At 72.0% G+C, this 26,528-nt stretch carries 24 protein-coding genes and 2 tRNA genes; 9 read left to right on the top strand and 17 right to left on the bottom strand.

What is annotated here, in order from left to right:
• Positions 1–54: 54 nt before the first annotated feature.
• Entirely contained in the window at positions 55–453 is a 399-nt protein-coding gene (locus ACFYXS_RS07365; protein ID WP_389244890.1) for a cyclic nucleotide-binding/CBS domain-containing protein, read from the top strand.
• Positions 454–537: 84 nt separating this feature from the next.
• Here the strand turns inward: ACFYXS_RS07365 and ACFYXS_RS07360 are convergent, their stop codons facing one another.
• On the bottom strand, positions 538–1,998 hold the full coding sequence (locus tag ACFYXS_RS07360; RefSeq protein ID WP_389244888.1) for a catalase: 1,461 nt from the start codon (positions 1,996–1,998) through the stop codon (positions 538–540).
• A gap of 155 nt (positions 1,999–2,153) precedes the next feature.
• Here ACFYXS_RS07360 and ACFYXS_RS07355 point away from each other — a divergent pair, with 155 nt between their 5' ends.
• Positions 2,154–2,564, top strand: coding sequence for a Fur family transcriptional regulator (locus tag ACFYXS_RS07355; protein ID WP_384278012.1), 411 nt, complete (start codon positions 2,154–2,156; stop codon positions 2,562–2,564).
• Here the strand turns inward: ACFYXS_RS07355 and ACFYXS_RS07350 are convergent.
• The 5 genes from ACFYXS_RS07350 to ACFYXS_RS07330 form a co-directional block, all read right to left on the bottom strand.
• On the bottom strand, positions 2,534–3,796 hold the full coding sequence (locus ACFYXS_RS07350) for a hypothetical protein (RefSeq protein ID WP_389244886.1): 1,263 nt from the start codon (positions 3,794–3,796) through the stop codon (positions 2,534–2,536). The two genes, ACFYXS_RS07355 and ACFYXS_RS07350, sit on opposite strands and share 31 nt — an antisense overlap.
• A gap of 207 nt (positions 3,797–4,003) precedes the next feature.
• Positions 4,004–4,077 (bottom strand) — tRNA-Met (locus tag ACFYXS_RS07345).
• 524 nt (positions 4,078–4,601) lie between these two features.
• Complete coding sequence (locus ACFYXS_RS07340; protein ID WP_389244884.1) at positions 4,602–6,476, bottom strand: tetratricopeptide repeat protein; 1,875 nt, start codon at positions 6,474–6,476, stop codon at positions 4,602–4,604.
• Between the two features lie 189 nt (positions 6,477–6,665).
• Positions 6,666–6,739 (bottom strand) — tRNA-Met (locus ACFYXS_RS07335).
• Positions 6,740–6,780: 41 nt separating this feature from the next.
• Positions 6,781–9,678: a UPF0182 family protein gene (locus ACFYXS_RS07330; protein ID WP_389245792.1), complete on the bottom strand. Its 2,898-nt coding sequence runs from the start codon at positions 9,676–9,678 to the stop codon at positions 6,781–6,783.
• 145 nt (positions 9,679–9,823) lie between these two features.
• Between ACFYXS_RS07330 and ACFYXS_RS07325 the strand changes: the two genes are divergently transcribed.
• Positions 9,824–10,378, top strand: coding sequence for a PPA1309 family protein (locus ACFYXS_RS07325; protein ID WP_389244882.1), 555 nt, complete (start codon positions 9,824–9,826; stop codon positions 10,376–10,378).
• Between the two features lie 42 nt (positions 10,379–10,420).
• Here ACFYXS_RS07325 and ACFYXS_RS07320 read toward each other — a convergent pair whose 3' ends face one another.
• A complete protein-coding gene (locus ACFYXS_RS07320; protein ID WP_389244880.1) occupies positions 10,421–11,488 on the bottom strand; it encodes a PDZ domain-containing protein in 1,068 nt (355 codons plus the stop codon).
• Between the two features lie 72 nt (positions 11,489–11,560).
• On the opposite strand from ACFYXS_RS07320, the gene ACFYXS_RS07315 reads away from it, so the two are divergent.
• On the top strand, positions 11,561–11,749 hold the full coding sequence (locus tag ACFYXS_RS07315; RefSeq protein WP_389245850.1) for a hypothetical protein: 189 nt from the start codon (positions 11,561–11,563) through the stop codon (positions 11,747–11,749).
• Positions 11,750–11,900: 151 nt separating this feature from the next.
• Here ACFYXS_RS07315 and ACFYXS_RS07310 read toward each other — a convergent pair whose 3' ends face one another.
• Both ACFYXS_RS07310 and ACFYXS_RS07305 read right to left on the bottom strand, forming a co-directional pair.
• The gene (locus tag ACFYXS_RS07310) at positions 11,901–12,350 is read right to left on the bottom strand and encodes a molybdenum cofactor biosynthesis protein MoaE (protein WP_389244878.1); all 450 of its coding nucleotides are present in this window, start codon (positions 12,348–12,350) and stop codon (positions 11,901–11,903) included.
• A 116-nt stretch (positions 12,351–12,466) separates the two neighbouring features.
• The gene (locus ACFYXS_RS07305; protein WP_389244876.1) at positions 12,467–13,570 is read right to left on the bottom strand and encodes an SDR family oxidoreductase; all 1,104 of its coding nucleotides are present in this window, start codon (positions 13,568–13,570) and stop codon (positions 12,467–12,469) included.
• Positions 13,571–13,698: 128 nt separating this feature from the next.
• Between ACFYXS_RS07305 and ACFYXS_RS07300 the strand changes: the two genes are divergently transcribed.
• Both ACFYXS_RS07300 and ACFYXS_RS07295 read left to right on the top strand, forming a co-directional pair.
• A complete protein-coding gene (locus ACFYXS_RS07300; protein ID WP_389244874.1) occupies positions 13,699–15,171 on the top strand; it encodes a zinc-dependent metalloprotease in 1,473 nt (490 codons plus the stop codon).
• Complete coding sequence (locus ACFYXS_RS07295; RefSeq protein WP_389244872.1) at positions 15,168–15,695, top strand: NUDIX hydrolase; 528 nt, start codon at positions 15,168–15,170, stop codon at positions 15,693–15,695. Before ACFYXS_RS07300 ends, ACFYXS_RS07295 begins: the two co-directional genes overlap by 4 nt.
• A gap of 30 nt (positions 15,696–15,725) precedes the next feature.
• Here the strand turns inward: ACFYXS_RS07295 and ACFYXS_RS07290 are convergent, their stop codons facing one another.
• The 4 genes from ACFYXS_RS07290 to ACFYXS_RS07275 all read right to left on the bottom strand — a co-directional run bounded on the left by ACFYXS_RS07290 (position 15,726) and on the right by ACFYXS_RS07275 (position 19,525).
• Positions 15,726–16,487: an AIM24 family protein gene (locus tag ACFYXS_RS07290; RefSeq protein ID WP_389244870.1), complete on the bottom strand. Its 762-nt coding sequence runs from the start codon at positions 16,485–16,487 to the stop codon at positions 15,726–15,728.
• A 16-nt stretch (positions 16,488–16,503) separates the two neighbouring features.
• A complete protein-coding gene (locus tag ACFYXS_RS07285) occupies positions 16,504–17,187 on the bottom strand; it encodes an AIM24 family protein (protein ID WP_389244868.1) in 684 nt (227 codons plus the stop codon).
• An 11-nt stretch (positions 17,188–17,198) separates the two neighbouring features.
• Positions 17,199–18,863, bottom strand: a complete 1,665-nt coding sequence (locus ACFYXS_RS07280; RefSeq protein ID WP_389244866.1) for a TerD family protein — start codon at positions 18,861–18,863, stop codon at positions 17,199–17,201.
• Between the two features lie 86 nt (positions 18,864–18,949).
• Positions 18,950–19,525 (bottom strand): M48 family metallopeptidase, encoded by a 576-nt coding sequence (locus tag ACFYXS_RS07275; protein ID WP_389244864.1) that lies wholly within the window; start codon positions 19,523–19,525, stop codon positions 18,950–18,952.
• Positions 19,526–19,767: 242 nt separating this feature from the next.
• Here ACFYXS_RS07275 and ACFYXS_RS07270 point away from each other — a divergent pair, with 242 nt between their 5' ends.
• Together ACFYXS_RS07270 and ACFYXS_RS07265 are read left to right on the top strand one after the other, a co-directional pair.
• A complete protein-coding gene (locus tag ACFYXS_RS07270; protein ID WP_389244862.1) occupies positions 19,768–20,898 on the top strand; it encodes a TOMM precursor leader peptide-binding protein in 1,131 nt (376 codons plus the stop codon).
• Between the two features lie 21 nt (positions 20,899–20,919).
• On the top strand, positions 20,920–22,290 hold the full coding sequence (locus ACFYXS_RS07265) for an ABC1 kinase family protein (protein WP_389244860.1): 1,371 nt from the start codon (positions 20,920–20,922) through the stop codon (positions 22,288–22,290).
• Between the two features lie 303 nt (positions 22,291–22,593).
• Here the strand turns inward: ACFYXS_RS07265 and ACFYXS_RS07260 are convergent, their stop codons facing one another.
• The 4 genes from ACFYXS_RS07260 to ACFYXS_RS07245 form a co-directional block, all read right to left on the bottom strand.
• Positions 22,594–22,905 carry a hypothetical protein gene (locus ACFYXS_RS07260; protein ID WP_389244858.1) on the bottom strand — a complete coding sequence of 104 codons (312 nt, stop codon included), beginning with the start codon at positions 22,903–22,905 and terminating at the stop codon, positions 22,594–22,596.
• Complete coding sequence (locus ACFYXS_RS07255; RefSeq protein ID WP_319665065.1) at positions 22,902–23,249, bottom strand: WhiB family transcriptional regulator; 348 nt, start codon at positions 23,247–23,249, stop codon at positions 22,902–22,904. Before ACFYXS_RS07255 ends, ACFYXS_RS07260 begins: the two co-directional genes overlap by 4 nt.
• A 103-nt stretch (positions 23,250–23,352) precedes the next feature.
• Positions 23,353–23,655: a hypothetical protein gene (locus ACFYXS_RS07250; RefSeq protein WP_389244855.1), complete on the bottom strand. Its 303-nt coding sequence runs from the start codon at positions 23,653–23,655 to the stop codon at positions 23,353–23,355.
• A gap of 153 nt (positions 23,656–23,808) precedes the next feature.
• A complete protein-coding gene (locus ACFYXS_RS07245) occupies positions 23,809–25,995 on the bottom strand; it encodes an ATP-dependent DNA helicase UvrD2 (RefSeq protein ID WP_389244853.1) in 2,187 nt (728 codons plus the stop codon).
• Positions 25,996–26,158: 163 nt separating this feature from the next.
• Between ACFYXS_RS07245 and ACFYXS_RS07240 the strand changes: the two genes are divergently transcribed.
• On the top strand, positions 26,159–26,416 hold the full coding sequence (locus ACFYXS_RS07240) for a glutaredoxin domain-containing protein (RefSeq protein ID WP_389244851.1): 258 nt from the start codon (positions 26,159–26,161) through the stop codon (positions 26,414–26,416).
• The last annotated feature ends 112 nt before the right edge of the window (positions 26,417–26,528 follow it).

The raw sequence follows: 26,528 nt of genomic DNA, 5'->3' as shown, positions 1-26,528 counted from the left end.
TGAATTTGTGAAACAGTTCTCAAGACGGCCCACGACGCAGCCAAGGGGTATCCCATGCTCGTACGCGAAGCCATGAGCACGGTCGTTCTCACGATCGGCCCGGCTCACACCCTCCGCCAGGCCGCCCGACTGATGTCCGCCCGCAAGGTGGGTGCGGCGGTCGTCCTCGATCCCGACACCTGCGGGCTCGGCATCCTCACCGAGCGCGACATCCTCAACGCGATCGGCGCCGGGCTGAGCCCCGACAGCGAACTCGCCGCCGCCCACACCACCACCGACGTCGTGTTCGCCGCACCCCAGTGGACCCTGGAGGAGGCCGCGGCCGCCATGGTGCGCGGCGGTTTCCGTCACCTGGTGGTGATGGAGGACCGCAACGCGGTCGGCATGGTCTCCGTCCGCGACATCGTGCGCTGCTGGCACCCCGCGCACTCGGCGGCCGCCATGGCGGGCTGAGCGCACGGGAAGAGAAATGGATCGGAGGGGTTCAGGTGCCTGGACGCACCTGAACCCCTCCGGTTCTGTTACGGCAAGCGCCCGTCAGCCGCGCAGGGCCTGGACCGCGGCCTCCAGCCGCTTGCCGTAGTCCTCGTCCGCCCGGCGGAAGTTGCCGATCGCCCGCTCGACGATGTCGTCGCGCGACACCTTGGCGATGAAGCCGGCGAGGTTGGCGATCAGACGCTCCTTCTCGCCGTCCGACATCAGCCGGTACAGGTCGCCCGCCTGGACGAAGTCGTTGTCCTCGGCGTGCGCGGGCGCCTCGTGGTTGCCGGTCCAGCCGGTCACCGCGGTCGACGACCACAGCGGGCCGCCCGTCTGGGCCGGGCCGCCGAAGCTGTTCGGCTCGTAGTTCTTCGCGCCGCCGTGCCGGCCGTCGTAGGCGTAGCCGTCGCGGCTGTTGGTGCGCGCCTCGGTGGCGTGCGGACGGTTCACCGGCAGGTGGTCGGCGTTGATGCCGACGCGGTAGCGGTGGGCGTCGCCGTACGCGAACAGCCGGCCCTGCAGCATCTTGTCGGGGGACGGGCCGATGCCGGGCACGAAGTGCGCCGGGGAGAAGATCGACTGCTCGACCTCGGAGAAGATGTTCTGCGGGTTGCGGTTGAGCTCCAGCTTGCCGATCTCGATCGGCGGGTAGTCCGCGTGCGGCCACACCTTGGTGAGGTCGAACGGATTGAAGCGGTAGGCCGCCGCCTCCGACGCGGGCATGATCTGCACCTGCACGGTCCAGGTCGGGAACTCACCGCGCTCGATGGACTCGCGCAGGTCGCGCTGGTGCGAGTCGGGGTCCAGCCCGGAGACCCGGACCGCCTCCTCGGTGGTCAGGTTCTTGATGCCCTGGTCGGTCTTGAAGTGGTACTTGACCCAGAAGACCTCGCCGGCCTCATTGGTCCACTGGTAGGTGTGCGAGCCGTAGCCGTTCATGGTGCGGTAGCTCGCCGGGATGCCGCGGTCGCCGAACAGCCAGGTCACCTGGTGGGTCGACTCGGGCGACAGCCCCCAGAAGTCCCAGACGTTGTCCGCCTCCTGGGAGCCGGTGTACGGGTCGCGCTTCTGGGTGTGGATGAAGTCGGGGAACTTGATGGCGTCCTTGATGAAGAACACCGGGGTGTTGTTGCCGACGAGGTCGTAATTGCCCTCCTCGGTGTAGAACTTCAGCGCCCAGCCGCGCGGGTCGCGCACGGCGTCCGCCGCGCCCAGGTTGCCGGCGACGGTGGAGAACCGCAGGAACGTCTCGGTCTGCTTGCCGACCTCCGACAGGAACGTCGCCCGGGTGTACCGCGTGACGTCGGCGGTCACCGTGAAGGTGCCGTACGCGCCGGCGCCGCGGGCGTGCACCACGCGCTCCGGGATGCGCTCGCGGTTGAAGTGGGCGAGCTTCTCCAGCAGCAGCTGGTCCTGGATCAGGACCGGTCCGCCGACCCCCGCGGTCTCGCTGTTCTGGTTGTCCGCGACCGGGGCGCCTGCCTCGGTCGTCAGCGGGCCGGTCTTCTGAACCGTCACGTCCTTCTCCCTGCGTTCGTCTGTGCCGTGGCTGTCGCCGGAACCGATCCTACGATAGACAAGGTCTAAGTCAAGAAGGGGGTCAAAGTCGTACGGGTTCGCAACACGGACCGCCGCTGTTAAGCTGGACGCATCCCACGGATAGGTGAAACGCAATGAGTGACCTGCTGGAACGACTGCGCGGACGCGGCTGGCGGATGACCGCGCAGCGACGTGTCGTGGCCGAGGTCCTCGACGGCGAGCACGTCCACCTGACCGCCGACGAGGTGCACGCGCGGGCCGCGACCCGGCTGCCGGAGATCTCCCGGGCGACGGTCTACAACACCCTGGGCGAACTGGTCTCGCTCGGTGAGGTCATGGAGGTCGCCACCGACGGCCGCGCCAAGCGCTACGACCCCAACGCGCACCACGCCCACCAGCACCTGGTCTGCTCCCGCTGCGGCACCATCCGGGACGTCCACCCGGCCGGCAACCCGCTGACCGACCTGCCCGACAGCGAGCGCTTCGGGTTCACCGTCTCCGACGTCGAGGTGACCTACCGGGGCCTGTGCCCCGACTGCGCCTGACGCTGCGCGGAGCGGAGCCGTTCCGCCGCCTTCCGCACGGCGGGCTCCGGCCGCGTCCGGCCGAACCACACGGTCTCCGGCGGCACCTCCCCGGCGACCCTGGCAAGCGCCTCGAAGGCCTCTCTGGCCACGCCCGGGTCCGCGTCCGTCGCCAGCGGCCCCAGGAGACCCAGGAGGTCCTCACGCGGCGCCAGGCGGCCCACGGCCCGCACCGCGGCCCGCCGCACCACCGGCGGCCACGGCGTGCGCGCCTCCCGGACCAGCCGCAGCAGCAGCGGCACGTCCGTGCCGTCCCCGCACTCCCCCAGCCCGAGGGCCAGCCCGGCGACCATCCTCGGCGGGCTCTGCGGCCCGCAGCGCACCAACTGCCTGCGGTACGTCAGCGCCGGCGGCTCGCCCCTGCTGTACAGCCGCCACCGGGCCTGCGCCCGCACGATCCGCGCCGGGTCCGCCAGCGGCGCCGTCAGCCGAGCCGCCGGAACGTCCTCCGGCAGCGCCGCCACCGCCAGCTCCCGCACCGCCGCGGACCGGGCCCACAGCAGCCGCCCCGCCTGGTCCGGGTCCAGCTCCAGCAGCCGCTGCGCACACAGCCGCCGGCACACCTGGTCCGGGTCGCGCAGTGCGGTACGGACCAGGTCGCCGCGGACGAACTCCCCCAGCTCCAACGCCAGTTCCACGCCGAACCGCCGGGTCAGCGGCTCCTCGTCGGCGGCCAGCGCCCGCACCGCCCGCCGCGCCTCCGGGGCCGCGAGGACCTCCCGGTACGCCTCCAGCGCCCCCGCGGCCCGGCGCCTGCCGCGCAGCCGCAGCAGCATCCGCACCGCCGCGGCCGCCTCGTCCGGCGCGGACCGCAGCGCCAGCGCCCCCACGGCCCGCTCCCGCACCGGGTCCACCCAGTCCGCGGTCCGCAGCGCCAAGGCGGTGGCCACCAGCGGACCGCCCGTGTGCGCCAAGCCCTCCACGGCGGCCTGCCGCGTACGGCCGTCCCGCTCCATCGCGGCCAGCAGCAGACGCAGCGGATCCGCCTCCCCCGCCGCCAACGACCGCTCCCCCTCCACGGTCCGCGCGCCGCGGTCCAGCGACAGCCACAGCCCCGGTCCCGCCCCGCCCAGCGCCTTCAGCGCGGCCGCCCGGTCGTACGCGGCGCCCTCCCCGGCCTCCGCCACCGCCCGCAGCTCCGCCAGCAACTCGGCCACCGTGCCGGACGCGCACAGCCGCCCCCACCGCGTCACGTCCCTGATTTCCGTCGGCCGCCGCTTACGCCGCCTGCGCAGCAACCCCGCCTCCTCGCGCCGCCGCCCTCGCCACGCGTCCAGCATCCTCCGGCGCGCCGGGACCGCGGCGAAAGGTTCGCGCGCTTTTGCCCGATCCATGCCTGGGCTGTACCCGAGGCATACAAGAAGGCCCGGAAGCCATTGGCTTCCGGGCCTTCTCATCAGTAGCGGGGACAGGATTTGAACCTGCGACCTCTGGGTTATGAGCCCAGCGAGCTACCGAGCTGCTCCACCCCGCGTCGTTGTGTCCCTAGAGTAACCTCCCGCCCCTGAACAGCGCAAATCCGTTCCCTGGGGGGTGGGAGGTGGGGTCTTTTCCCCGCCCGCCCTCCCTCCTCCGACCTCCCACTGGGAGGTGCCCCCAGCGGGAGGACCCCGCCTCAGCCCCTCCGGCCGCTGGGGCGACTTGACGGCTGGTGGGAGTGCTGCAAGCGGTGACGGCCGGGCACGGGCACCTGGACGGCGCTGCGCCAACGGATGGCCCGAGCACGTTGCCGCCTCCCCCTCCGGGGATCAGGCGCTTGACGAAACGGAGGGGGCGGGGGAGTTGGGGGCACCCCCGGCCGGAGGCTGGGGGAGGGTGGGTGTTCTGGACTGTGGAGCATATGTGGGTGCGGCACCCCGAGTGATCAACTCAGGGTGCCCGAGGCACCTGAATGTGCTGTCCAGAACGGCCGGCCCCGGAGGCCCCGAACCCGGCCCCCACGAAACGCGCGTCGGGGCGCCCTGACTTCACCGGGCACCCGGGCGCGTGGGGAAAGACCTACGCGGACAGTTCGTGCTCCAGCGCGTCCGTGAGCCGCGCGGCCCGCTCCGCGACCTCCACAGGCCCGCACTCGACCGCCCGCGCACACCACGCCTGCGCATCCGCGAGCTGCCCGTGCCGGGCCGCCAGCAGCGCCAGCCGGAGCGCCGCGCGCCCGTGCCCCGCGTCGGCGGCGCGGGTCCACCACAGGGCCGCCTCCGGCTCCGCGCCCTCGCGTGCGAGGAGGAGCCCGAGGTTGAACGCCCCGTTGCGGCTGCCCCCCTCCGCTGCCTCGCGGTACCAGTGGGCGGCGTCCACGACGTCCCCCCGTCGGGCGGCGCACATGCCGAGCCGGACCTGGGCACGCCGGTGCCCCTGGCCGGCGGCGCGGGCGTACCACTCCTCCGCCTCCGCGGCCGCGTCCTCCGTACCCTGCGCGTCCAGCAACGCGCCCAGCCGGAAGGCACCTTCGGGGCTGCCGCCGCCCGCGGCGCACCGCAGGTGCCGCTCGGCGCCGTGCGGGTCGCCGTCCTTCTGCAGGGCGATCGCGACCTGCAGCGCGGCCTCGCTGTGCCCGCTGGCGGCCGCCCGCTCGTACCAGCGCCGCGCGGTGCCGTCGTCGCCCCGCCCGGCGTACAGGATGCCGAGGTTGAAGGCGGCGTCGACGCTGCCCGCCTCCGCGGCCTTGGAGAACCACGGCTCGGCGCCCGCCGCGTCCCCGCGCTGCAGCAGCAGCACGGCGAGGGCGTTGGCCGCCTCGCGGTGCCCGGTGTAGGCCGCCTTGCGGTACCACTGCTCGGCCTGGGCGGTGCGTCCCTGACCGGCGCAGAGCAGGCCGAGGTTGAAGGCGCCGTTGACGTCGCCGGCCTCCAGGGCGGCCCGGTACCACCGCTCGGCGGTCTGGATCTCGCCCTCCTGCGCGTGCAGCGCGCCGAGCGCGTTCGCGGCGTTGCCGTCACCGGCGTTGGCGGCGCGCCGCCACCAGGTGGCGGCGCCGTCGACGTCGCCGGCGTCGCGCAGCAGGAAGCCGAGCGCGCAGGCGGCACGCGGCTCGCCGTCCCGGGCGGCGGTGAGGTACCAGCGCTTGGCCTCCTCGTACTCGCCGCGCTCCTCCAGCAGCGTGCCGAGGCGCAGCGCGGCGCGCCGGTGCCGGCGGGCGGCGGCCTGCCGGTACCACTGCTCGGCCTCGCGCTCCTCGCCGCGCTCGGCGCAGATGCGGGCCAGCCGGTACGCCGCCTCGCGGTGCCCGTGCTCGGCGGCGGCGTGGAACCAGCGCTCTGCGCCGACGTCGCGCCGGTGGTCGAGCAGGTCGGCCAGCGCGTACGCGCCCAGGGTGTGCCCGGACTCGGCGGCCTGCCGCAGCCAGTACTCGGCGCCGGGCTCGTCGCCGCGCTCGCGGAAGTGCCGGCCGAGCGCGTGCGCGGCCGCGGCGGAGCCGGCGACGGCGGCGATGCGCCACCAGCCCGCGGCCTCCTCGGCGTGGCCGCGCTGGTGCAGCAGCAGTCCGAGGTTGTTGGCGGCCGGCCGGTCTCCCCCGGCGGCGGCCGCGCGCAGGTACGGCTCGGCCCCCTCCAGGTCGCCACGGCGCAGCAGCAGGGTGCCCAGGATGCTCGCCGCGGCGATGTCACCGTGCTCGGCGGCCCGCCGGTGGCGTGCCTCGAGTTCGGCCTCCTCGCGGGCCTCCAGGCTCTCCTCGTCCGGCAGTTCGGACTCGATGAGCCGGTCCTCCTCGGCGGACCCCATGCGCGGGCCGGGCAGCAGCTCGGCGACGGTCGGCGCGAAGGCGGCCGTCTGCGCGGGAACGGACGCGGGCAGGGTCGTTCCGCCCGCGGACCCGCTGTCCGGGATCCGACGAGTTTTCAGCAGCCTTGCACCATCCCCCATGAGGTCCATCGTCGCACCACCCGTACCCGCAGTACACCTGGTATGCAACAACCCTGCGGGGTTGAGACCGTCCCAGGAGGTCACTTCAGCGTTTTGTCGACTTCCCGACATCAACCCCGACGAAACCTCTGCGCGCGCAGTTCCCCCGTACAAGTGAAAGGGCCCGGAGCCTAGTTGACTCCGGACCCTCTCGAACAGTAGCGGGGACAGGATTTGAACCTGCGACCTCTGGGTTATGAGCCCAGCGAGCTACCGAGCTGCTCCACCCCGCGTCGTTGTGTCCCAACCGTACCACGACGCGGGGAGTGCCTGCTCAGCCCGTTTTCTCCGCCTGCTTCTCGGCCTCCTGCGCCCGCTGGAGCGCTTCCGCCAGATCCTTCTGGGCCTGGCCGTATGCGGCCCAGTCGCCGGCCTTCAGCGCCTTCTGGCTCGCGTCGTACGCCGCCTGGGCGTCGGCCAGGGCCTGGGCGACCGTCGCGTTGGACGGAGGCGGCGCGGTGCCCGTGCCGCCGGTCTCAGGTGGCGGTGCGGTCCCGCCGTCCGCCGTCCCGAAGACCGCGTTCAGCGCCTGGCCGAGGGTGTCCTCGAACTCCACCTGCCCGCCGTACCAGACCAACACCTTCTTCAGCAGCGGGTAGTCGAAGTCGGCGCCGCGCAGATAGACCGGCTCCACATAGAGCAGACCGCCGTCGAGCGGGATGGTCAGCAGATTGCCGTACTCGACGGTGGAACCGCCGCCGCCGCTCAGCAGCTTGATCTTCTCCGCCACGTCGGGATCGGAGTTGAACTGGCTCTGCACCTGTTGCGGGCCGTACACCCGGCTGTTGGACAGTCTGAGCAACCGGATCGTGCCGTAGTCCGCACTGGTGGCGTCCGCGTCGACCGCCATGAAGGCGCCCAGGTTGTCACGCCGGTTGAGCGTGTAGGTCGTCGTCAGCGAGAACGTCTGGGCGGCCTGGTCCGGCATGCGCAGGCTCAGGTAGTACGGCGGTACCGCCTTGCCCGTCTTCGTCGCCGGGTCGTTGGGGACCTGCCACACCTCGCTGCCGCTGTAGAAGGTCGACGCCTTGGTGACGTGGTAGCGCGTCAGCAGCTGGCGCTGCACCTTGAACAGGTCCTGCGGGTAGCGCAGATGGGCCATCAGGTCGGCGCTGATGCCGCTCTTGGGCTGCACCGTGTGCGGGAAGGCCTTCATCCAGGTCTTCAGCACCGGGTCCTTGTCGTCCCACTCGTAGAGGGTGACGTCACCGGTGAAGGCGTCCACGGTCGCCTTCACCGAGTTGCGGATGTAGTTGACCTGGTTCTGCTGGGCCAGGACCGCGCGCTGCCCGTCGGTCAGCGAGTCCGCCGTGGTGTCGCCGAGCGTCGTCCGCGACGAGTACGGATAGCCGTTGCTCGTCGTGTAGGCGTCCACGATCCACATCACGTGGCCGTCGACGACGGCCGGGTAGGAGTCGCCGTCGATCGTCAGCCACGGCGCGACCGCCTCGACGCGCTCCTTGGGCGTGCGGTTGTACAGGATGCGCGAGTCGTCGCCGACGGCGCCGGAGTAGAAGATCTGCGGGTCGCCGAAGGCCACCGCGTACGCGGCCCGGGTCACCGGGTTCTTCAGGCCGACGCCGCTCTTGCCGGTGTAGGTGTACGACTTCTCACCGTCGTCGTTGGTGTTGTAGTCGATCTCCGGCGTGGACTTGTCGCCGACGATGGACCACTGCTTGGTCTTCTCGCCGTAGTAGATCCGCTGTTCGTACTTCCCGAGGTCGCCGGTGGTCGGCAGTTCGGACTCGGTGAAGACGGGCTCGCCGCGCGTGGTCTCGTCGCCCTCGGTCGCGGTGGTGCCCTTCGCGGCGACCAGGCCGTAGCCGTGCGTGTACTTGAAATGGTCGTTGATCCAGCTGTGCTGCGGGATGCCCGCGAGGTTCAGCTCGCGCAGGCCCACCACGGTGTCCTGCTCCTTGCCCTGCACCTTGTAGCGGTCCACGTCGAGCGTGGAGGGGAAGGAGTAGTAGCCGCTCGCCTTCTGCAGCTGCTGGAACGTCGGCGAGACCACGTTGGGGTCGAGGAGCCGGATGGACGCGGTGGTGTCGGCGTCCGCGCGCAGTTGCGCCCGTTGCGCCGGGTCCTTCTCGTCGGCCGGGTTGCTGCCCGCGTAGTCGGACACCTTGGTGCCGTCGATGTCGTACGCCTGGCGCGTGGCGTTGATGTTCTTCTGGATGTACGGCTGCTCCTTGGCGGCCTCGTTCGGCTGCACCTGGAACTTCTGCACGATCGCCGGGTACAGCCCGCCGATCAGGATCGCCGACAGCACCATCAGGCCGAAGCCGATCAGCGGCAGCGACCACGTGCGCCGCCACAAGGTGGCGAAGAACAGCAGGGCGCAGATGATGGCGATCGCGAAGAGGATCGTCTTGGCCGGCAGATAGGCGTTGGCGTCCACATAGCGCAGCCCGGTCCAGTCACCGGACTTGAGGTTGCCGGACTTGACCGCCAGCGAGTACCGGTCGAGCCAGTAGGCGACCGCCTTGAGGCTCACGAACAGGCCCAGCAGCACTGACAGGTGGCCGGTCGCCGCGGCGGTGGCGCGGCCGCCCGGGGAGGTGATGCGCAGCCCCCCGTACAGGTAGTGCACCAGGGCGGAGGCCAGCAGCGAGAGCACGACCGCCGCGAAGCCGAAGCTCAGCAGGAAGCGGTACCAGGGCAGCTCGAAGGCGTAGAAGGAGACGTCGACGTGGAACTGCGGGTCCGTGGTGCCGAACGGGGTGGAGTTCGTCCACAGCAGCCATGTGCGCCACTGACTGGAGGCGGACGCTCCCGCGATCAGCCCCACCAGGGCGCAGACCGCGAGCAGCACCCACTTCTTGTAGGGCGCGATGCCCATCCGGTAGCGGTCCAGGCTCTGCTGCTCCAGCGACATCGCGCTGAGCGGCGGCCGCAACCGGTGCGCCAGGTAGACGTTGATGCCGACGGCCACCGCCATCAGCAGGCCGAAGACGAAGAACAGCCCGATCTTGGTCCACAGCGTCGTGGTGAACACCGAGGAGTAGTGGACGGATCGGTACCAGAGCCAGTCGGTCCAGAAGCCGGCGAACATGACGAAGGCCATGGCCAGCACGGCCAGGACCCCCAGCGTCATGAGCAGCGTCCGGGCTCGCCGCGACGGACGCCCCGCTCTGATCCGCGGCCCGTGCGGACTCCCGCCACGGTCCGGCATCTGGAATACCAAGGTGCGCACCTCAAGAGTCGGTCTCCGGCGGACGCCCGGCCGGCGCCCACTGATGCAACTTACTCACGGTTTACACAGTTCCCCAAGGTGCTCGATTGGGGATGCGGGTCACAGAACAGGCAGGATGTTGGGCATGTCCAATATTGAGTCCGGCGGCGCCCCGCTCGCCGCGAACCCGCTGACCCAGGCCGTCCTGGAGATCGACGACTACGCGTCCGGCCTGGGCTGGGACCAGCCCGCCCGGCTCTTCGCGCTGGTCGACACGGACCGGCTGCGTGTACAGGAGCCGGGGCTGGCCGACGAACTCGGCCTCGCCGAGCAGACGGCGGGCGCGCTGACCCCGATCGAGCAGGACGAGCTGCCGGCCGGCACGCCGCTCGACGAGTTCCTGGCCACCATCGCGTGGCCCGAGGTGGTCAGCGGCTGCGCGCTGACCGTGGAGCGGCTGATGCTGCCGCCGTCCGCCGAGCAGGCCATCCCCGAGGGCCTGGACGAGGACGCGCTGGGCCAGTGGGTCGCCGCGCATCCCGAGCGCCAGGAGGTGCGCATGACGGTGGCCGTGCTGCGCGACGGCGCCCGGGAGTCGGCCGTGCGGCTGCGCTCCAAGGACTCGCCGACCGAGGTGCTGACCGGCGCCACGCTGGTACCGGGGCTGGCCGAGGCCCTGTCGGCGACCTTCGAGGAGTGACGGCGCGGGGGGAAGCCCGCACCGGCCCCGGCCGAGCGCGTCTCAGTTCGCGGAGCAGCTCGGCAGGTCGGCGGTCTTCCCCGCGCGGATGTCCTTGAGGGCGTCCATGGCGTCGTCGATGGTCTTGACCTTCACCAGGGTGAGGCCGCTCGGGGTGTCCTGGGCGGCCTCGGCGCAGTTGTCGGCCGGGGTGAGGAAATACTCGGCGCCCTTGTCGTGTGCCCCGATGGTCTTCATGTCTATGCCGCCGATGGGGCCGACCTTGCCGTCGTCGTCGATCGTGCCGGTGCCCGCGACGAACTTGCCGCCGGTGAGGTCGCCGGGGGTGAGCTTGTCGACGATGCCGAGGGCGAACATCAGGCCTGCGCTCGGTCCGCCGACGTCCGCCAGCTTGATGTCGATCGTGAACGGGAGCGTGTGCCCGACGCCGGCCTGGATGCCGACGATCGCGCGCCGCTTGCCGTCGTCGTCGGACGTGCCCGTGGTGATGGTGACGTCCCGGGTGGCGCCGCCCTTGGCGCCCTTGGGGACGACGGTGAAGACCACGTTCTGGCCCGGCTGGTGCTTGGTGACCAGCGTGGCGACGTCGCCCGCCGCCTTGACGGGGGTGCCGTCCACCGCCTTGATCACCTCACCGGCGTGCAGCTTGCCCTCCGAGGGGGCGCCCTTCACGACGGTGGAGACGATCACCTGGGAAGCGACCGGTATCCCCAGTTCCTTCAGGGCGGCGACCTTGGCGCTGTCCTGGGACTGGGTGAACTCCTCGGCGTTCTCCTGGTCGGCCTGCTCGGCCGTCTGCCCCTGCGGGTAGAGAGTGTCGTGCTCGACGACCTTCTGGTCGTGCGACAGCCAGCCGGCCACCGCCTCGACCAGGTTCATCGAGTAGTCCGCACTGGTGACCCGCACCGTGGTCATGTTCAGGTGCCCGGTGGCGGGATAGGTCTTGTGCCCGGAGATCTGCAGCACCGGGGCGCCGTCGTGCTCGCCCAGCGTGTTGACGGTCGGCCCCGGCGACATCTCCGCGTACGGGACGCGCATCAGCAGCGCGACACAGAGCAGTGCTATGAGCGTCAGGGTCGACGCGAGCAGCGTCGCAGTGCGGCGTGGCATGGAACGACAGTACGGTACGCGACCGGCAGGCGCCCTGCGGGCCCTCAGACCCTGCCCGACTCGGAGCGCTGCATGGCCTCACGGAACCGCTCGTACCCGGCGAGCGAGGCGCCGTCCCCCGTCGAGCGCGTACGCGCCGCCCAGCTTCCCCAGACGGCGGCGGCGACAGCGGCCAACACCGGAATGAGCAACCATGCGAGCGCCGCCACTGAGGCCTCCCGTATGCGCGAGAGGATCGCGCAGTCGATCAAGAAACTATGAGCAGACTAATCGTTTGCTGCTATAACGTTCCGAGCGGGTCCGGGGTTACGCAACCGCAGGTAGACCGTCCGGTGGACGATGAACACCAGTTCGAACAGGTGCCGCCGGGCCGCCGCCGCAGCAGCGCCCCCGACCCCCCTGGTCCCCGCGCTCAGTGCGCGCAGGAACCCACCCATTCCTCGGTGCCGTCGGCGAACTCCTGGTGCTTCCAGATCGGCACCTCGCGCTTGAGGTCGTCGATCAGCCGCCGGCACGCCGCGAAGGCCTCCGCCCGGTGCGGGCAGGACACGGCGACGACCACCGCGAGGTCCCCGACGCGGAGGTCGCCGACCCGGTGGACGGCGGCCAGGGCGCGGACGGGGAAGTCGGCCGCCACCTTCTCGGCGACGCGTCGCAGTTCGGCCTCGGCCCCGGGGTGGGCGGAGTAGCCCAGGGCCGTGACCTCGGCGCCCGAGGGGCCGTCGTGGTCGCGCACCGTGCCCACGAACAGGGCGGTGCCCCCGGCGGAGGCGTGCCCCACCGCACGGAAGACCTCGTCCACGGACAGCTCGGTGTCGCGGACGGCGATGAGCCGGACGGGTTCCTCGTGCGTCTGTGCCATGGGACTCATGCTCCCTCATCTCCCACTATGCGGAAACTGTTTTCCACCGCACTCTTTCTCACTGCTCGCGGTCCGCGCCCGCCGTGCGCCGCACCGCCCGGAGGCGGATGCGGCCCTCACACCCCCCGGCGCTTGCGTGCCCGCCGCACCATGGCGGCGGTGCCGACCAGCGCGACCGTGGCGCCGGCCGCGCCCAGGGTGGCCGCGTCCTTGCGGCCCAGCCGCCGTCCGACGACGGAGTTGCGGCCCGCGACCTCCTCCAGGAGAACGGCGAGCACCTCCTCGTTCGTCCACTGCGGCCGCCAGCCCGACTCGTGCAGCCTGCTGCCGCTGACGACCCAGGGGTGCATCGTGTACGCCAGGTCCCCGGCCGGCGACGGGGTGAGGCCGAGCCGGTGCAGCCGGGAGGCCGCGCCCAGCGCTATGGCCGGCGGCAGCTCCATGCGCCGGATACCGGAGAGCTCCTCGACCTCCTCCTGCTCGAGCCAGCCGTCGCAGCCCACCGTCATCTCGCCGTCGACCTTCTCCAGCGCCGCGTGCTCCAGCGCCGTCACCAGGTCGTCGACGTGGCAGAACTGCCAGCACGGCCGGCTGCCCGCGACCACCAGCAGCCGCGGCGACTCGAAGTACCGGGTCAGCGCGGTGTCCGTGCCGCCCACGAGGACCGCCGGGCGCACCACCGTCACATGGAGCCCGGGATGGGCACGCGGAGCGCGCCGGCCCAGCCGCTCGATCTCCAGCAGGTCGCCCACGAAGGACGCCTCCGCGGTGGCGCGCAGCGGCGCGTCCTCCGCAAGGGGGACGTCGTTGTCCGGCTGCGCGCCGTAGACCATCGCCGAGGTGCACAGCACGACCCGCCGCACCCCCGCCGCGGCCGCGGCGGTGAGCACGGTCTGCGTGCCGCGCACATTGAAGGCGCTGCGCGCCTTGGGGTCGGACTCCAGGTCGAGGTCGAGCGCGAGGTGGACGACGACGTCCACACCGCGCAGCCGCTCGGCGATCGCCGGGTCCCGTACGTCCAGCACGCGCCATGTCGCGCCGGGCACGTCGCCGCGCCGTTCGTCGATCGCCACGACCTTCTTGACCTGGTCGGACTCGGCCAGCCGCAGCGCCAGCCGCAGCCCGACGCCGGAGGCGGCGCCGGTCACGGCGACCACCGGGCCGGCGGCGGCCCTGCCGCCGCTCCGCTCTGGGCGAACGGTCGGTTCTGGGGAACTCACCAGGTGTCTCCCACGGTTGTTTCCGGTACGAGGTGCGCGGTCCGCAACCACGGTCCGTACGCAGCCATCCTGCCTGACGGGTGTCTAGGCTGGAGGGACAGCCCACAACACACAGAGCCGAGGAAACCGTGAGCGACATCCCATTCGGATTCGGAGTCCCTCCCGAGGAGCCCGAGGACGGGAACGGGGACGACAACAAGAAGCCGAGCGGTTCCGGTGGCGGCTCCCAGGGTCCGGCCAATCCCTTCGGGTTCGGCGGCGGCAACCCCTTCGGGGCAGGCGGTGAGAACCCCTTCGCCGCGATGTTCGGCTCGCTCAACCCCAATGACCTGGGCGCCGCGTTCCAGCAGCTGGGGCAGATGCTCTCGTACGAGGGCGGCCCGGTGAACTGGGAGATGGCCAAGGACATCGCCCGGCAGACCGTCGCCCAGGGCGCATCCGGCGGCGCGAAGGACCCGAGTGTGGGCCCGGCCGACCGCGCGAAGGTCGAGGAGGCGCTGCGCCTGGCCGACCTGTGGCTGGACGGCGTGACGTCCATGCCGTCCGGAGCCGGATCGGCGGTGGCGTGGAGCCGCGCGGAGTGGGTCGAGACGACGCTGCCCGTGTGGAAGGAACTCGTCGACCCGGTCGCCGAGCGCGTCGGCAACGCCATGGGCAATGTGCTCCCCGAGGAGATGCAGGCCATGGCCGGCCCGCTGCTCGGCATGATGCGCTCCATGGGCGGCGCCATGTTCGGCACGCAGATCGGGCAGGCGCTGGGCACGCTGGCGGGTGAGGTCGTGGGCTCGACCGACATCGGCCTGCCGCTCGGCCCGGCGGGCAAGGCCGCTCTGATCCCGACCAACATCGCCGCCTTCGGCGAGGGCCTGGGCGTGCCGCAGGACGAGGTCCGGCTCTACCTGGCGCTGCGCGAGGCTGCCCACCAGCGGCTCTTCGCGTACGTCCCGTGGCTGCGGGCGCACCTGTTCGGCGCGGTCGAGGGCTATGCCCGGGGCATCAAGGTCGACACCGCCAAGCTGGAGGACGCGGTCGGCCAGCTCGACCCGTCCAACCCCGAGGCGCTGCAGGACGCGCTGCAGCAGGGCATGTTCCAGCCCGAGGACACCCCGCAGCAGAAGGCCGCGCTCGCCCGGCTGGAGACGGCGCTCGCGCTCGTCGAGGGCTGGGTCGACGCGGTGGTGCACGCCGCCGCGGCGCCGCACCTGCCGTCGGCCGGAGCGCTGCGCGAGACCCTGCGGCGGCGCCGGGCCTCCGGCGGTCCCGCCGAGCAGACCTTCGCCACCTTGATCGGACTGGAACTGCGGCCGCGCCGGCTGCGCGACGCCGCCCGGCTGTGGGCGTCGCTGACCGACGCGCGCGGCGTCGACGGCCGCGACGGGCTGTGGGAGCACCCCGACATGCTGCCGACGGCCGCCGACCTCGACGACCCCGACGGCTTCGTCCACCACGAGCAGCTGGACTTCGCCGAACTCGACAAGATGCTCGGCGAGGCCGCCCGCGGCAAGGACGCCGACAGCGGCGACGGCTCGGGCACCGCCGAGAGCCCGGAGAACCCGGAGAACCCCGAGAACCGCGACAGCAAGGACGACGACGACAAGTGAGCCTGCACGACGACGCCGTGCGCGTCCTCAAGGAGTGGGACGCGCCCGACACCGCCCAGGACCACCTGAGGCTGGACTATCTGTCGCACCTCGACGCGCACCCCGACGGCATGTGGAAGTCGTGCTCCGCCGGGCACGTCACGGGCAGCACGCTCGTGGTGGACCCGCAGGGCGGCCGGGTGCTGCTGACCCTGCACAAGAAGCTCAAGATGTGGCTGCAGACGGGCGGCCACTGCGAGCCGCAGGACGCCTCGCTGGCGCAGGCCGCGCTGCGCGAGGGCGTCGAGGAGTCCGGCATCGCCGGGCTGGCGCTGCTGCGCCCCGAGCCGGTCAACCTCGACCGTCATCTGACGCCCTGCGCCTGGCATCTCGACGTGCAGTACGCGGCGGTGGCCCCGCCCGGCGCCGTCGAGGAGATCAGCGACGAGTCGCTGGACCTCAAGTGGTTCGCCTACGACGAGATCGCCGAGGTCGCCGACGGGTCGGTGCGGACGCTGCTGGCCCGCACCCGCGCGCTGATGTGAGGCGGCGCGCGGGCCGGGCCCGGGGCGGCGTCAGCGGTTGGTGAAGATGTTGCCCTGGTTCTGGCCGTGCGCGCCGTGCTGGCCGAAGCCGTACTGGGCGGCCATGCCCTGACCGAGCTGGGCGTTCTGCGGCGGCATCAGCTCGCTGGGCTGCACCAGGACGTAGCCCTGGCCCAGGAAGTTGAGCTCCCAGCCCTCACCGGTGTTGCCGCGCCGCCGCCACACGCTGGAGGAACTGGTCTGCGCCTGCATCTGCACGCGCAGCGAGGACGACCAGGCGACCACCGCGTCGGAGTCGGCGGAGACGTACTTGTCCGGGGTGACCTGCATCAGCAGCGGGCGGCCGGAGGTCATGAGCGCGACCTTGCCGTGGCCTGAGATGTTGAGGTTGTAGGCGCCGCTGCCCGAGATGCCGAACTGGCTGTCCACCGAGATGACTTCCCAGTGGAGCCCCGAGTCGAGCGCCAGCACATAGGCACCGTCCACGGTCAGCCCGTCGTGGTCCACGTCCACGACGTGGATGTGCTGGGCGAGGTTGGCGAGGTAGACGGTGCCCTGCCCGGAGCAGCGCATGAGCTCCAGGCCCTCGCCGGTGCGGTAGCGGGCGTTGCGCTGGGCGTGGCTCTGGTACTCACCGTCGAACTCGATCAGGCCCTGGTAGGCGACCATGGCGCCCTTGCGGGCCAGGCAGTCGCTCCTGCCGTCGAGCTTGACCCGCAACAGGTACGGGTTCTGCAGGGCGTACTGGTCCTCGGTCTGGACCTCGGTGTAGCCGAAAAGCGGGCTCTGCATGATGGATCGCTCCCCCTCAGCCCCGGACTCGGAGGCGGTCGGTGCTGTCTTCGCTGGGCTGTACGACGACGAAGCCCTGGCCGGAGAAGCCGATCTGGAAGGCCTCGCCGCTGCCCCGCCCGATCAGGGAGGAGGCCTTGAAGCTGCGCTTGGACTTGGTCTTCAGCCCGCTCGACCAGGCGACGAGCGCGTCCGGGTCGACATAGGTCTCGTCCTCGCCGCGGCCGCAGTCGACGACGACCGGGGTGCCGCGCGAGGTGATGGCCACCCAGCCGGTACCGGAGACGCCGACGTTGAACAGGCCCTGGCCGGCGAACTTGGCCAGCCCCTTGACCCGCTCCACGCCCCATTGCAGATGCGCGTCGAAGGCGAGCAGATTGGTGCCGTTGACCGACAGGGACTCGTTGTTGAGGTACAGGCAGACGACGTCGGCGCCGTAGTCGGCGAGGTACAGCAGCCCGTCGCCGGTGCACTTCATCAGCGGCGCGCCCTCCCCGGTCAGCCACTGCGACGCCATCTGGCGCACGGCGGGCGGGTTGGGCTCGTACTGCACGAAGCCCTCGTAGGCGACCATCGATCCGGTGCGCGCGAAGAGGTCCTGGCCGCTCTGCATGGCGACCTTCAGCATGCTGTTGCCGTGGTTCTCCATACGGGCGGTGACCGGTGTCGGGGAGTACCCGGAAATCAGAGTCTGGTCCATGGCGGGCTCCCTCAGACCTCGTACGGCTGGACGACGATGAAGTTGCCGGGGGCGCCACGGAACTGGAGGTTCACGGTCTCCCCGCTGTGTCCCGGATAGGCGTTCCGGCGCAGCCGCACCTGGCTGGAGAGCACCACCTGCGAGGCGGCGGACCAGGCGACGATGGCGTTGCTGTCGGCGTAGGTGGTGGGCGTGACAGGCAGCACCACGGGGGTGCCGTGGGTCTTGACGATGACGGTGCCGGTGCCCTGGAACTGCATCGTGAACAGGGCTCCGCCGGGGATGCCGTGGCCCTCGATGCGGCGCACCTCGTGCTGCAGGGACTCGTCGAAGGCGAGGACGTTCTCCGCGGAGACGCAGATCGCGTCGCCCTGGAGCTCGATCGGGTGCAGATAGGAGGCGTCCTCGGCGAAGAACACCTGTCCGCGCCCGGTGCAGCGCATCAGCTGCATCTCCTGGCCGGTCATGTTTCCGACGATGCGTCCGGCGAACCCGGCGCCCTTGTAGCCGAATTCGACCTTGCCCTGGTACAGCACCATGCTGCCCTGGCGGGCGAGCACCGGCTGGCCGCCGGCCTGGGAGAGGTCGACGCGGACGAGCTTGGAGTTCTGCTGCGTCCAGCGCTGGCCGGTGGGGACCTCGCGGTACTTCTGCATGGCGGCGGCGAGGCCGGCGCCGGGAGTCTGCGGGACCTGCGGCGCGCCCGGGGCCTGGCCGTACGGCGCGGGGGCCGCGGGCGGCTGGCCGAACGGTGCCTGAGGCGGCTGGCCGTAGGGGGCCTGGCCGAAGGGCGGCTGGCCCGGGGGCTGCCCGAACGGGGGCCGGCCCGGGACCTGACCGGGAGGACCGGGGTGCCCGGGAGGCGCCTGCGGAGGCGGGACCTGGCCGAAGGGCGGCTGCCCCGGTGCCTGCGGCGGGGCCTGGGGCGGTGGGGTGGTCATCGGCGCCACCATGGTGGGCGCCGCGTGGACGGGGGGCATGCCCGGGGCCGGGGCGGGTGCCGGGGGCGCGCCGAAGGCGGGCGCGGGCTGCGGAGCCGGGGGCGCGGGAGCGGGTGCCGGGGGCGCCGCGAACCCGGGCGCGGGCGCGGCCGGCGGGGCGAAGCCCGGTGCCGCGGCGGCCTGCGGCGGCACGGCGGCCTGCTGCTCCTCGGCGACCTCGCCGCCGAAGTTCTTCAGCAGGGCGTCCAGGCCCCCGTCGAAGCCCTGGCCGACCGCCGCGAAGCGCCAGACGTCCTTGAGGTAGATGTCCGCCAGCATGACCGCGCGCTCGGTGCTGAACTCCGCGCCGCTGAAGGCGTAGCGCGCCACTTCGTCGCCGCCCGCGACGATCCTGATATAGCCGGGACCGACCTGGGACATCTGCCCGGAGCCGTCGAGGGTCGCGGTGAAGCTGAGCCGGTGGATCCGGTCCGGGATGCGGTCCAGCGTGACCCGGAAGGACTCGGTGTCGCCGGCCTGCGCGCCGAGCTGCTGAATCGACTCCTCGGGCGACTTGGGCTGGTTGAAGAAGATGAAATAGCGGTCGTCCGAGAGCTGTTCCGCGGCGTCGAGACCGAAGCAGCTGATGTCGAACGTCAGGCCGGGTCCGCTGATCTGCACGCCGACGTACAGATCCGTGCCCGCTGTGAGATCACTGATCTTGGCCTTGTGGCCGCGCTGGAATTCCCTGGCCATTGCGAACGACCGCCCCCCATCCGTACGTACGTGCCTCTGCGTTGCGTCAGGCTATCCGCTGACTCCGACGGCGGGCCATTCCCCGGCTATTCCTCGCGTGCCGTCGGCGGGTGCGGGAGGCGGGCCGCCGCGACGACCCCTTCCAGGTATCCCCGCGCGCGTTCCGTGCGCGGATAGGACTCCAGCACCTTCCAGAAGTCCGGCCCGTGGCCCGGCACGAGGAGGTGCGCGAGCTCATGGAGGAGAACGTAGTCGATGACGTACTCGGGCATGCCCTGAAGCCGGTGCGACAGGCGGATGCTGCCCTCGGCCGGCGTGCACGAGCCCCACCGGGAGTTCTGGTTGGTGACCCAGCGCACGGTGCGCGGGGCGGCACGGCCCCCGAGGTACTGGGCGGACAGCTGGGCGGCCCGGGCGGCGAGCTGCTCGTCGCCGAGCATCTTGCGGCTCTCCTGGGCGGCGAGCTTGTCGAGCATGACCGTCACCCAGCGCTTCTCCTCGGCGGCGGACATCCGCGCCGGGATGAGCACCACGGTGACGTCGCCCTCGCGGTACGCCGAGACGGTGCGGCGTCGACGGGCACTCCGGCGCACTTCCACCGCGCTGGTCCGGGAGGCGCGCGGGGGCTGGCTGGAAAGACTGTGGGAGGGGTCGGCGGACACGGCACGACGTTACCCGCCCGGAGTCCGTCAAGTCCCGCCCCGGGGTGTGCTCACCTGAAAAAAGACTCGCGTTCATGAGCAACCGGACGACATCCCGATGGCGGCACCAAGATTTCCCGATCAAATGATCATTATCGCCGCCTGTGGATAACTTTCGCGGCCGGTTCGCGGATTCCGGGCATGCTGGTCGCCACGGATTCACCGGGATCTCCCCTCGGAGGTCCCCGTCCACGGGGGTGGCGATGCGTCCCATGCTCAAACCCGCCATGCGCCGCAGCTGGCGCAGCCGGGAAAGCCTGCAATTCGGGGTCGACCCGGCCCACGCCGTCGTGCTGGACTCGGTGGACGGCGCCGCGTCCGCCTTCCTCGACCTGCTCGACGGCACGCGGGGGATCGGCCCGCTGGCCCGGGAGGCCGAGTCACTGGGGCTGGAGCCCCGCCAGGCCCGGCGGCTGCTCGGGCTGCTCGCGGAGGGCGGCGTCCTGGACGACGCGTCCTCGCACGCCGAGCTGTCGGAGGCGATGAGCCACCGCTCGGCCGCGCTGGACCGGCTCCGGCCCGACCTGGCGGCGCTCTCCGTCGTCCACACCGATCCCGGCGGAGCGGCCGCCCGGATACGGGAGCGGCGCGGCACCCGGGTGCGCGTGATGGGGGCGGGACGCGTCGGGGGCACGATCGCGTCGGTGCTCTCGGCCGCGGGGGTGGGCCGGGTCGACGTGCGCGACGACGGCCGGGTCGAGCCGTGGGACACCGCTCCGGGTGGCATCCCCGCGGAGCACATCGGCGAGCGCCGGGACGCGGCGGCGCGCGGTCTGGTCCGGCGGGCCGCGCCCGACCCGCGGGCCGGCGCGGTCGGCAGACGGGGACCGGCCGCCCGCCCGGAACCGGGACTCTCGCTGGTCGTGATCGCGCCGAGGGACGGACTGGCGGCCTACGCGCCCGACCCGCGCGAGGCCGAGCCGCTGCTGGCGGCGGGTATTCCCCATCTGTACGCCGGGGTGCTGGAGGGCATGGGGGTCGTCGGCCCGCTGGTGGTGCCGGGGGGCACCGGCTGCGCCGGCTGCCTGGGGCTGCGGATGGCCGACGCCGACGCGGCCTGGCCCCGGGTGCTGGCACAGCTGCGGTCCGGTCGTGGCGGAGTGCCGGCCTGCGATGTGGCGCTGGCCACAACGGTCGCGGGCCTGGCGGCGGCCCATGCGCTGGCGTTCGTCGACGGGGGGCGGCCGCCGAGCTGCGGGGCGCGCTGGGAACTGGGACTCGCCCGGCTGACCACCGAGGTGCGCCCGGTGCCCGCGGACCGCAGGTGTGGATGTGGTGCGACCCGGGAACTGGGTGCCGCCGTTCGGGAAAGGCGGGGGACAATGACGGGGTGACCGACCGGAAAGTGGGGGCGCATGTCTGATCTTCCGCGTAAAGCGGTGACCCGAACCGCCAAGTTGGCCGCGCTCCCCCTGGGATTCGCGGGCCGGGCGACACTGGGGCTGGGCAAGCGACTCGGGGGCCGCCCCGCGGACGAGGTCGCGATCGAACTCCAGCAGCGGACCGCCGAGCAGCTTTTCAAGGTTCTCGGTGAGCTCAAGGGCGGGGCCATGAAGTTCGGGCAGGCGCTGTCCGTCTTCGAGGCCGCGCTCCCCGAGGAGGTCGCCGGCCCCTACCGGGCGGCGCTGACCAAGCTGCAGGACGCGGCCCCGCCGATGCCCGCGCGCACCGTGCACGGGGTGCTGGCGGAGCGGCTGGGCGAGGACTGGCGCGAGCTCTTCACGGAGTTCGAGGACCAGCCCGCGGCCGCCGCCTCGATCGGGCAGGTGCACCGCGCCGTGTGGCACGACGGCCGCAAGGTCGCGGTCAAGGTGCAGTACCCCGGCGCGGGCGACGCCCTGCTGTCGGACCTGAACCAACTGGGCAGAGTGGCGCGGCTGTTCGGGCCGCTCATCCCCGGCATGGACATCAAGCCGCTGATCACGGAACTGCGCGACCGGATCTCGGAAGAACTCGACTACGAGCTGGAGGCCCAGGCCCAGCACGCGCACGCTGCGGAGTTCGCCGGCGACCGGGACGTGTTCGTGCCGGACGTGGTGCACCGCACCGAACGGGTGCTGGTCACCGAGTGGATGGACGGGGTCCCGCTGGCGGAGGTGATCTCCCGGGGCAGCCAGGAGATGCGCGACCGCGCGGGGCAACTGCTGGCGCGCTTCCTGTTCGCCGGCCCCGCCCGCACGGGCCTGCTGCACGCCGACCCGCACCCGGGCAACTTCCGGTTGCTGGTGGACGACGGCCCGGCGGCCGGCTGGCGGCTGGGCGTGCTGGACTTCGGCACCGTCGACCGGCTTCCGGAGGGCCTCCCGGTGCCGATAGGGACGGCCCTGCGCATGGCGCTGGCGGACGACGCCGAGTCGGTGCACGCGATGCTCCGCCAGGAGGGCTTCGTCAGGCCGACCATCGCCCTCGATCCGGACGCCGTGCTGGACTATCTGCGGCCGATCATCGAGCCCGCGGCCGTGGAGGAGTTCGGCTTCGCCCGCGACTGGATGCGCGCGCAGGCGGCACGGATCGCCGACCCGCGCTCGCCCGCGCACCAGTTGGGCAAGCAGCTCAACCTGCCGCCCTCGTACCTGCTGATCCACCGGGTGACGCTGAGCACCATCGGGGTGCTGTGCCAGCTGTCGGCGACCGTGCGGCTGCGGGACGAGTTGCTCGAGTGGCTGCCCGGGTTCGCCGGGGACGGGGAGGCGCCCCTGCCCGAGGTCGAGGACGCCTCGGCCTAGGAACTGTCGTCAGGGCGCTACCACCAGGCGGAATCCAGCCGCCCCTCGATACTGCGGAGGTTGCTGCGCGCGCAGTCGTCGCAGAAGTACACGCGACTGCCGTTCTCCACTGAGCAGGTCCAGGTGAGGGGGAGCCCCTGGGCGACCGCGCCACAGCGGGCGCACGTCGTCGTCGTGGGAGCAGTCCCGACCCGATCGACTTGAGTCTTCTGGTCCACTTCCTGACGATATCGCGGGGCCGGTCGAAATCGACCGGCCCCGCGGTTGTGTGTCGTTACGGATGTGTGGCCGCTGTGCTACCGCTTACTGCATCACGGCCATCGCGAGCGCGCGGCGGGCGCGCAGCGAGGCACGTTCGGCACGGCGCTGCAGCCGGCGGGCGGTGAGCACGCGCAGCGCCATGCGTTCGTGCTCGGCCTCGTAGAGGCGCTCTTGCATATGGGCACGGGCCAGGGCTTCTGGCATGAGTTGCATTTCGAGGTTCCTGTTCTGGCGCGCGGTCGGCGCGTCGGCGGAAGGTGCGGGGCGTTCGTTGGCGGACGGACTCATCGGGGCCTGTTTCATCGGGTCGTGCGTGAGGGGTCGATCGATCGTTCCGACGGCTGGACGCTTCATGCCATGACCGCGTTCTTGCGCGGACGGCCACGCGGCCGCTTGCGGGGCACCACGACACCCTGGACGAACAGCTCGCCACCCCAGACACCCCAGGGCTCGCGGCGGTCCTTCGCGCCGGCGAGGCAGGCCTCACGGACCGGGCAGGTCTGGCACAGCGACTTGGCGTACTCGACGTCGGCCGGGGACTCTGCGAAGAAGACCTCCGGGTCGAAGGTCCGGCACGGGACGGGTACGCCGAGGCGCTCGATCTCGTCGTCGAGCTCGGTGAGGGGGATCAAGGTGACCTCCGGGTCAGGCGGGCGAACTGGGGTGGGTACGGACGGTGCGTGCGAGGTGATGTGCACGTTCGCTTCGTTCCTCGTCTGTTTGTCGTGGGTGGGAAAACAGAAGGGCCGCGGATCCCGGTCTGGGATTCCGCGGCCCTGAAGGCGCCGGCCTGATCGTCTGTCAGGCTGGATCACTCCAGGGTTCGAGCCCGCGGAAGGCCCACTTCGGGTGCTGCTGCGTCTTCGGGATTCCGGCACCATTGGTCGCCGCAAAGGCATAGGCCTTGGCCTGTGCCATTACCGCTTCCGCCGGCGCCTGAGTCGGTCGCTCGCCCGCGCGCTCCCGCAGGGAGAGGGCGGGAGTGCCCAGGGCGGACACACGACCGGACAGGCTGCTGGACAGACCGGTGCCGAGGAACGAGGCACCGAGCGGGCAGGCGGCGACGACCGTGCGATCGGTCGTGGTGGTGGTGTAGTTGATCACTGGTCTCGCCTCCTCTCGGCGTCTCGTGGGGCTGGTCTGGACAGGTCGTGCAGGGTTAGTACATCACGGATTCCACTGCTCCGGGAAGGTCCTCCACGAAGCCGCGTCGTCCGCGCTCACGCAGGCTATGGGGATTTCCTCGGGGCGCGCAAACTATTTTTCGGGGTCTTCTGCAACAGGTTCATCACCCGCCCCGGAGCCCGTGCACAGGGCGAGAACCTCGGCGCCGAACTTGTCCAGTTTGCGGGCCCCGACTCCGGAGATAACCGACAATTCGGCCTCCGTGGAAGGCCTTACCTCCGCGATGGCGAGCAGCGTCTTGTCGGTGAAGACGCAGTAGGCCGGCTGACCGAGCGCCTTGGCCTGCTCGACCCGCCACTCGCGCAGCCGCTCGTACAGCGCCTCGTCCATGTCGGAGGGGCAGTCCTCACAGCGCATCAGTTTGATCTCGCCGGCGTCGGAGAGCGTGCGGCCGCAGACCCGGCAGTGCACCGGCCCGCGTCGCCGCCGGCCGCCCGCGCCGCGTTCCACGCCGCCGCCGGCCGCCGGGCGGGTGCCCGCCCGTCCCCGGGCGGTCGTGCCCGGCCGCAGCCCGTCCAGGAAGCGCGAGGGCCGCCGGCCGCCGCGACCGCCCGGGGAGCGGGACAGCGCCCAGGACAGCGCCAGGTGGAACCGGGCACGGGTGACGCCGACGTAGAGCAGCCGGCGCTCCTCCTCCACCTGCTCGTCGGTCTTGGCGTAGGTGATCGGCATCGTGCCCTCGGTCAGGCCGACCAGGAACACCGCGTCCCATTCCAGGCCCTTGGCCGCGTGCAGCGAGGCCAGCGTGACGCCCTCGACGGTGGGGGCGTGCTGCGCGCCGGCCCGCTCGTCGAGCTCGGTGACGAAGTCCGCGAGGGTGGCGCCCTCGCGGGCGCGGGCGAAGTCCTCGGCGAGCCGCACGAGCGCCGCCAGCGACTCCCACCGGTCGCGGACCGCGCCGGAGCCCGCCGGGGGCTCGGGGGACCAGCCGCGGGTGCTCAGCACCGCCCGGACGTGCGCGGGCAGGTCCGCGTCCTCCAGCGGATCGCTGGCCCGGGCCGCGCCGCGCAGCAGCATCCCCGCCTCGCGGACCTCCGGCCGCTCGAAGAAGCGCTCGGCGCCCCGCAGCTGGTAGGGCACCCCGGCGTCGGCGAGGGCCTGCTCGTAGACCTCGGACTGGGCGTTGACCCGGTAGAGCACGGCGATCTCGCTGGGCCGCACGCCGTCGTCGATCAGCTCCCGGATCCGGCGTGCGGTGCCCTCGGCCTCGGCCGGCTCGTCCGCGTACTCGGTGTAGGACGGCTCGGGGCCGGCCTCGCGCTGCGAGACCAGCTCCAGCCGGTGCTGGGCGGCCTGGCCGCGGGCCTGCGACAGCAGTCCGTTGGCCAGGTGCACGACCTGCGGGGTGGAGCGGTAGTCGCGGACCAGCTTGACCACGGTGGCGTCCGGGTGCCGGGTGCGGAAGCCGAGCAGGAACTCGGGGGTGGCACCGGTGAAGGAGTAGATGGTCTGCGAGGCGTCCCCGACCACGCAGACGCTGTCCCGCCCGCCGAGCCACAGGTCGAGCAGCCGCTGCTGGAGCGGGCTGACGTCCTGGTACTCGTCGACGACGAAGTGCTGGTACTGGGAGCGGACGGCCTCGGCGACGTCCGGACGGTCCTCCAGGACGCCGACCGTGAGCAGCAGCACGTCCTCGAAGTCGATGACCCCGCGGTCACGCTTGAGCTGCTCGTACGTGGTGTAGATCCGGGCGATCTCCGCGGCGTCGCGCGGCACCTCGCGGGCGGACTTGGCGGCGGCGGCCGGGTAGTCCTCCGGGACGGTCTGGGTGACCTTGGCCCACTCGATCTCGCCGGTGACGTCGCGCAGCTCGTTGCGGTCCAGCCGGATGCGGGAGCGGGCGCCGGCCTCGGCGACCAGCTGGATCTTGCGCTCGGCCAGCCGCGGCATCTCGCCCCCGATCGCCCGCGGCCAGAAGTACTGGAGCTGGCGCAGCGCCGCGGAGTGGAAGGTGCGCGCCTGCACGCCGCCCGCGCCCAGCTGCCGCAGCCGGCCGCGCATCTCACCGGCCGCGCGGGCGGTGAAGGTGACCGCGAGGACGCTGGCGGGCTGCAGGATCCCGGCCCGCACCCCGTACGCGATCCGGTGCGTGATCGCGCGGGTCTTGCCCGTACCGGCGCCGGCCAGCACGCACACCGGGCCGTGCAGGGCGGTGGCGACCGCGCGCTGCTCGGGGTCGAGCCCGGCGAGCACGGCGTCCGCGGAGTCCGGGACGGCGGAGAACTCCGGGAAGAGCGGGGTATGCGTTGGAGCAGTCACCCCGCCATGCTGCCAGGTCTCGGGAGACACCCGGGAAAGTTATCCACAGCTGAGGTCCGATCGTCGGATCGGATGCGAATGCAAGGAATGCGCGACCCTGGGGTTGGCGTTCTCAGGACGCTATCTTGACCCCGAGCGCCCAGCCCCTGAGGAGCGAACACCGATGTCCGGAACTGTGACGATGTACAGCACCACGTGGTGCGGCTACTGCCGCCGCCTGAAGGGCCAGATGGACCGCGCGGGCATCCCCTTCAAGGAGATCAACATCGAGCAGGACCCGGAGTCGGCGAAGTTCGTCGAGACCGTGAACGGCGGGAACCAGCTGGTCCCGACGCTGCTGGTCACCCCGGAGAGCGGCGCCGAGCCGATCCCGCTGAGCAACCCGAGCCTCGCCCAGGTGAAGCAGGCCCTGGCGAGCTGAGGCCCCGGGCCCGGGGGCGGGGGGTCCCCCGCCCCGCCCCCCGACCCGCCACGAGCGCCCGGGGGGACGCCCGGCCGCCGCCAGCACCCCAACCCCCACCCCCCCGCCCACA

Origin of the sequence: Streptomyces sp. NPDC002574, assembly GCF_042889545.1 — a bacterium.
Lineage (GTDB): Bacteria > Actinomycetota > Actinomycetes > Streptomycetales > Streptomycetaceae > Actinacidiphila.
The sequence above is the reverse complement of the archived record's forward strand: the minus strand, read 5'-3'. Positions and strand labels throughout refer to the sequence as shown.